Origin of the sequence: Microcoleus sp. PH2017_09_SFU_O_A (assembly GCF_020738625.1) — a bacterium.
Taxonomy (GTDB): Bacteria; Cyanobacteriota; Cyanobacteriia; order Cyanobacteriales; family Microcoleaceae; genus Microcoleus.
Genome location: NZ_JAEQCF010000154.1, coordinates 1 through 5,713, shown reverse-complemented (window position 1 = coordinate 5,713; position 5,713 = coordinate 1). Strand labels below are relative to the sequence as shown.

Sequence of the window (5,713 nt, the reverse complement as noted above, 5' to 3'; positions counted from 1 at the left end):
AAGATTGTCGAAAGCATATTGAGTTATCTTCTGGCAAATTCCCGCTTCTTTAATCCATGTAAACTCAGGCTTTACATGATTGTTAAAGAATTTCTTGAGTAGGTATTTATTAGGCTTCAATCCATCTTGATCAAGGTTGCTCCAAGTAGCCAATCCCCAGTTATAAGTAAACCTCACTATTCCAGCGTGTTTGCTCATGACTGTTGTCTGACTCTTGTGCCGGCTTTAACTTTGTTTTGATGGATAAAAGCATTGCTCGACATCAACACGCTAATTTCACCGATAACCCGACCCCGAAACATCCCAGCGCAAGCGAGTGTCTTTACTGACAATCCAAGGTTTTTTGGGAATCGCGCAGGGTTTGAACAAAATGGTACATCGTAGATTTGTCTACAAGTGTACCACCTTGTCTATTTAATCGCTAGCTAGGTAGTAGCTCAGGCGTCGCTTTCAATGTGAATAAACAACAAACCCATTACCACAACCGGCATCAGCCAGCAAACAACCGGAATCAAAATCCAAGGCAAGAAAGAAGCAGCGTAGGAACCTGTCATATCAAAATCTCCAAACTAAAGTTAGTGTGTGGCAACAGGGATATTTGGGAGTGGAGTCTAATTGTTGACTAAACCCCGGAAAATGGCATCGATGCCGTTAAAGTTTTCGAGTAAGAAGTAGGCAGCAAAGACGCCGCTCATTCCGCCAATGAAGAAACCAGCAGTGAGCTGGCTCCAGCCTTCGCCGGTTTTCAGGGCTTCGGGAGTCATGGGATTGGCGCTCGGGTAGCTGCTATTGTCATTTTTGAAAGAGACTAAACCGTAGGCAGACATACCTGTTGTGCCGAGCAGAACTAAGACGAGGGCTGTAATTAATCCGCCGAGATTAGCTGCTTCTGGATAATCCCGCAGTGGGCCTAAGACGATTTGGGGGCCGACAAGGAAATAACCGTGTGCCAAACCGATTTCTAAACCTCGAACTAGGGGTGAGAGTCCTTTGCGGTAGGCGGGCAAATTCCCAATGAATGCTTGTGTGAAATCAGAAGCACTGATGGGAGTTGCGAGATGACCCGTGAAGGGGTCGCCGTTAAAGGGTTTAATAAGCTCTGCATCTCTGGGATCGGCCATATTCTCTTTTTCCTCGCTGTGCGTAAAAATTGAGGCGTTCAAGTCATATTTTACGCAGGGACGTGTTTCCTATTTGCATAATTGGCAGCTAGCTTTAGAAAAGTTCACTATTCTTTAGTTTTGGGAAGAATTTTTCTTTTGTCTCCTATACCAGAAAGCGAGTCGATCGGGCGACACTCCGAAAAAATAAGCAATAATTACTATTTGATTGATGGCGGTGGTTTTGAGTACCCCAAGCTGCTGCCAGCGGCGGGCGGATGTCAACACGGGCTCGGGTACGATTTGGATGCGGCCTTGTTTTTTCAACCGGCGTACAAATTCAAAGTCTTCCATGAGGGGCAAGTCAGGAAAACCGCCGATTTGGTCAAAGATAGCTGAATAAAGAAAAATGGCTTGATCGCCGTAGGGCATTTGCAGAAAGTGCGATCGGCAGTTTACTCCTATTTCTACGAGCAGCAGACAGAGCGTGCGGGCATCAATCTTGAGTTCAAAGGCCCCGGCGACTGTTTGGGGTTTGGCTAGTGCAAGGCGTGCGCCAGAGTCGTAGCCGGGAGGCAAAAGAGTGTCTGCGTGGAGAAACAGCAGAATATCTCCAGTAGCCAAGGCCGCACCTGCATTCATTTGAGTGGCGCGGCCTTGGCTACTGGAGACAACTCGGACGCCCAAAGATGTTGCTATTTCTGCGGTACCGTCGTTGCTGCCGCCATCGGCGACGATAATCTCAACATTTTTGGCATTTTGGGCGGTGGAAATGACTGAGGCAATTGTAGCTGCTTCGTTTAAGACGGGAATGATAATGGAAATTTTGAGATTGAGATTTTCGGGCGGCATAGAGAATCGATCACCGCTGGAGAGAGAGAGGGCGGGTTTTGTACAAAGCTTATCTGTTATTTCAACAGGTAGCGACAGTTTGATGGCTGACACATGGGGCGGATAGAAACCGGGTTTCTACGAATTTTACTCTCTGGTCACGATAAATATACGAAGAAACCGGGTTTCACTCTTGTCGCAAAGTGCGATCGCGAACTTGCCTTTTGAGTTCCTCGTCTGAAACCCTTGATTTCCCGCAGGTAATTCCTGTGTCTGGCAAGCGTTGCCCTCGTTCTCGATCGCCCTGAAACCCTGATTCTAAGATTGACAATCAAAAACTGTCCCTAGTTTGATTATTTACTAATTTATTTGCTAATTTTTGGCTTTTTCTCGCGCTTGCGACTATTGTCGCAAGCGCTGTCTAACCGCTGCATTTGGTTAGACAAATACATTTACTATAGTATGACGTTGTGGTTTCACAATCAAGTATTTTTTATGATTTATAGATGACAATTTTTAATGAATCAGAGAAGTTAAATATAGTTTATTTATTTCAAAATACTAATATCTAAACGCAGCAAATCCTCCGGCAAATCTATGTCTGCAAGAGTGGGAAGATAAGCAATATTGAGGTCAAGATTTTGGGCGATCGCCTGCGTAGAAGAAAATACCTCACTGGTTCCCCACTTAATTCCGCTGAACAATTCCGGTATCGATCGGCGCAGCCCGATTAGATAATAACCGCCGTCTGTTGCCGGGCCCAAAACTAAATCGTGCTGGCTCAGTTTGTCAAAAGCTTGTGCCATGATTTCTGCTTTCAGATCGGGACAATCAGTTCCTATAATTGCAGCTTTGTCAACCCCTGAATTAAAAGATTTTTGAAACGCTGCTGTCATTTTTGCCCCCAAATCGCCGTCTATTTGATTTTGATAAATAATATCTGTTCCCAACCAGTCTTGCATCTGTTGTTGGTTGCCACCTGTGTGGTGAATTTCCACTGATAATCGGCGGGAGTTTTGAAGAGAGAGGGCGCGGGCGATCGCCTTTTGGGCCATCAATCGGTGCAGGTTGGCAGCACCTGTTTTTCCCAGCACAGGAATTAGTCGAGTTTTGGCTTTGCCCGCTTCGGGATAGCGGGTGAAAACAATCAGTTTTTCGGAAATCATAGATTATTCATAATTTTTAAAGAAATGACCTAATGCAGTCCCGGACGCAGGGGGGGCTAAAAACCCGGTTTCTGCGCCGCCTGCGTCCACAATAATTTTTCGGAGAAACCGATTTTTTCGCGTCCGCGATTACTAATTTAATCCCTGGATTCAACCCATCCTAAAACACTGTCAACTGTCAACTGTCAACTGTCAACTGTCAACCGTTAGCTCATTTCTAGCATTCGCTGGATAGGTTGCAAGGCTGCTCGTTGCAGTTCTTGAGACATAGTAATTTCGGGGGTTTGATTTTTCATAGCTAGATACAATTTTTCCAAAGTATTTAATCTCATGTGCGGGCATTCGTTGCAAGCACAGGTATTATTGTTAGGAGGAGCGGGGATGAAGTGTTTGTGCGGTGTTTGCTTTTGCATTTGGTGAATGATTCCCGGTTCAGTTGCGACAATAAAAGCTTGGCTGGCACTGGATTGAGAATATTTGAGCAAAGCGGTGGTTGAACCGATATAATTGGCGTGGCGAAGTACCGGAGGTTCGCATTCTGGATGGGCGATGATTTCGGCTTCGGGATTTTCGATTTTGAGTTGAACTATCTTTTTTTCTGAAAAGTTTTCGTGGACGATGCAGGCTCCTTGCCAGAGTTCCATGTGTCTGCCGCTTTGTTCGATGACGTAACGGCCGAGATTGCGATCGGGCCCAAAAATTATCGGCTGATTTTCGGGAATTTGGTTGACAATTTTGACGGCGTTGGAGCTGGTGCAAATTATGTCGCTCATTGCCTTGATTTGGGCGGTACAGTTAATGTAGGAAATAACTAAATGGTCTGGGCGATCGGCTTTGAAAGCTGCAAAGGCTTCGGGCGGGCAACTGTCGGCGAGGGAACACCCAGCATTTAAGTCTGGTAGCAATACTAATTTGTGGGGATTGAGGATTTTTGCGGTTTCTGCCATGAAATGAACTCCGGCAAAAACTATGACATCGGCGTTGGTGTTGGCGGCTTTGCGGGCAAGTTCGAGGGAGTCGCCAATGAAGTCTGCGATGTCTTGAATGTCGGAGTCTTGGTAGTAGTGGGCGAGAATGACGGCGTTCAACTCTTGTTTGAGGGCGTTAATTGCTGCAAACAAGTCGTCGGGCAGTCTGGTTTGGGTCAAGTTTTGAGCAGGTGCGGTGGTAAACACAGTTAAAATATTCCGGGGAAGGTGGCGGCTGGACTTAATATTTTGAATTATAGTTGAATTCACCAAAAACGGTGGTAAGCGGGTGGTTGGGTTGAAATAATCTAAAATCTAAAATCTAAAATCTAAAATTGGCTGGGGGAGAGTGCAAAAATTGGTCGCTGTTTCTTATGCTGAAGAAGAAGGGGCTAGGGATCGATCGCGCATGACAAATCAAATGAATCAGACTAAATCTATCAAAATTGCGGTGGTGGGGGACGTTCACGATCGCTGGGAAGCGGAAGACGGCGAGGCCCTGAAGCATCTTGGCGTTGATTTGGCGCTGTTTGTGGGGGATTTTGGGAACGAGTCGGTGGAGGTGGTGCGGGCGATCGCATCTTTGGACATTCCGAAAGCAGCAGTGTTTGGGAACCACGACGCTTGGTACACGGCGACGGAGTGGGGCCGCAGTCAGTGTCCGTACGATCGCGCCGTTGAGAATCGGGTAAAACAGCAGTTAGATTTAATGGGAGAAGCCCACGTCGGTTACGGGAAACGGGATTTTCCCGAATTGGACATAACGGTGGTGGGAAGCCGCCCGTTTACTTGGGGAGGTTCGGAGTGGAAGTACAACGATTTTTATTCGGAGTGGTTTGGCGTAGAAAGTTTTGAGGAGTCGGCGAGGCTAATTGCAGGGGCGGCGGCAGATGCTGATTGCGAAAATGTGATTTTTCTTGGTCACACGGGGCCGACGGGGCTGGGAGAGGCTGCTGAAGACCCCTGCGGGCGTGATTGGAAGCCGTTGGGAGGGGATTGGGGCGACCCGGATTTTGCTGAGGCGATCGATCGAACTCGCAGCGCCGGAAAGCACGTACCGCTGGTAACTTTTGGTCATATGCACCATCAACTGCGACATACTAAGCACGAGTTGCGGAAGTCAGTGGTGAGTGCGAAGGGTACGGTGTATTTGAATGCGGCCAGCGTACCGCGAATTGTGGAGAAAGAGTGCTCGAAATTGCGGAATTTCTCGATCGTCCTGCTAGAAAAAGGAACAGTGTCGGAAATGTCTTTAGTCTGGGTAGGGGAAGATTTCGCGGTGCAAAGAGAACAAATTCTTTACCGGCAGACTGAATCTGCTACTGCTTGTAGTTAGCGGCAATTGCTGGTATGATAAAATCTATGCGCCTGGAGAGGTGGCAGAGTGGTCGAATGCGCCTGACTTGAAATCAGGTGAACTGAAAGGTTCCGTGGGTTCAAATCCCACCCTCTCCGTTTTTGACAACTACGAAAAGAACTGGCAAAAAATCACCCCTGCGGGGGTGATTTTGCTTACCATGTAATTTTTCTAGCCAACTTACTCGATTTAAGAGGCCTCCACAAAAAGAATGATCCAATAGCTATGTGGGTTTAGCGAAAATTTCCACAAACCATTTGTGAAGATTGGGCAGACGATTTATCTGGGTTT

The 5,713-nt window shown here is 46.9% G+C and carries 7 protein-coding genes, 1 tRNA gene and 1 pseudogene; 2 read left to right on the top strand and 7 right to left on the bottom strand.

From position 1 onward, the window contains the following. From JGK16_RS31915 to nadA, 7 genes and pseudogenes are all read right to left on the bottom strand, one after another. A pseudogene (locus JGK16_RS31915) lies at window positions 1–204 on the bottom strand (helix-turn-helix domain-containing protein); the annotation flags it as partial. Window positions 205–437: 233 nt separating this feature from the next. Further along, the gene (locus tag JGK16_RS31910) at window positions 438–554 is read right to left on the bottom strand and encodes a photosystem I reaction center subunit VIII (protein WP_293148481.1); all 117 of its coding nucleotides are present in this window, start codon (window positions 552–554) and stop codon (window positions 438–440) included. Between the two features lie 57 nt (window positions 555–611). Continuing rightward, window positions 612–1,121, bottom strand: a complete 510-nt coding sequence (locus JGK16_RS31905; protein ID WP_293148482.1) for a photosystem I reaction center protein subunit XI — start codon at window positions 1,119–1,121, stop codon at window positions 612–614. A gap of 114 nt (window positions 1,122–1,235) precedes the next feature. Further along, window positions 1,236–1,952: a TIGR04283 family arsenosugar biosynthesis glycosyltransferase gene (locus tag JGK16_RS31900; protein WP_293187131.1), complete on the bottom strand. Its 717-nt coding sequence runs from the start codon at window positions 1,950–1,952 to the stop codon at window positions 1,236–1,238. A 166-nt stretch (window positions 1,953–2,118) separates the two neighbouring features. Continuing rightward, on the bottom strand, window positions 2,119–2,262 hold the full coding sequence (locus tag JGK16_RS31895; RefSeq protein WP_293187132.1) for a hypothetical protein: 144 nt from the start codon (window positions 2,260–2,262) through the stop codon (window positions 2,119–2,121). Window positions 2,263–2,479: 217 nt separating this feature from the next. After that, window positions 2,480–3,097, bottom strand: coding sequence for a TIGR04282 family arsenosugar biosynthesis glycosyltransferase (locus JGK16_RS31890; protein WP_293187133.1), 618 nt, complete (start codon window positions 3,095–3,097; stop codon window positions 2,480–2,482). Window positions 3,098–3,303: 206 nt separating this feature from the next. Beyond that, on the bottom strand, window positions 3,304–4,272 hold the full coding sequence (nadA, locus tag JGK16_RS31885; RefSeq protein WP_293187137.1) for a quinolinate synthase NadA: 969 nt from the start codon (window positions 4,270–4,272) through the stop codon (window positions 3,304–3,306). A 214-nt stretch (window positions 4,273–4,486) separates the two neighbouring features. Between nadA and JGK16_RS31880 the strand changes: the two genes are divergently transcribed. Both JGK16_RS31880 and JGK16_RS31875 read left to right on the top strand, forming a co-directional pair. Beyond that, window positions 4,487–5,401, top strand: a complete 915-nt coding sequence (locus tag JGK16_RS31880; protein ID WP_293187138.1) for a TIGR04168 family protein — start codon at window positions 4,487–4,489, stop codon at window positions 5,399–5,401. 34 nt (window positions 5,402–5,435) lie between these two features. Further along, window positions 5,436–5,520 (top strand) — tRNA-Ser (locus JGK16_RS31875). The last annotated feature ends 193 nt before the right edge of the window (window positions 5,521–5,713 follow it).

Coding starts and splice junctions, on each gene's coding strand:
- JGK16_RS31905 (WP_293148482.1), bottom strand. CDS start 1,121: ATGGCCGATCCCAGAGATGCAGAGCTTATTAAACCCTTTAACGGCGAC.
- JGK16_RS31890 (WP_293187133.1), bottom strand. CDS start 3,097: ATGATTTCCGAAAAACTGATTGTTTTCACCCGCTATCCCGAAGCGGGC.
- JGK16_RS31880 (WP_293187138.1), top strand. CDS start 4,487: ATGAATCAGACTAAATCTATCAAAATTGCGGTGGTGGGGGACGTTCAC.
- JGK16_RS31900 (WP_293187131.1), bottom strand. CDS start 1,952: ATGCCGCCCGAAAATCTCAATCTCAAAATTTCCATTATCATTCCCGTC.
- JGK16_RS31910 (WP_293148481.1), bottom strand. CDS start 554: ATGACAGGTTCCTACGCTGCTTCTTTCTTGCCTTGGATTTTGATTCCG.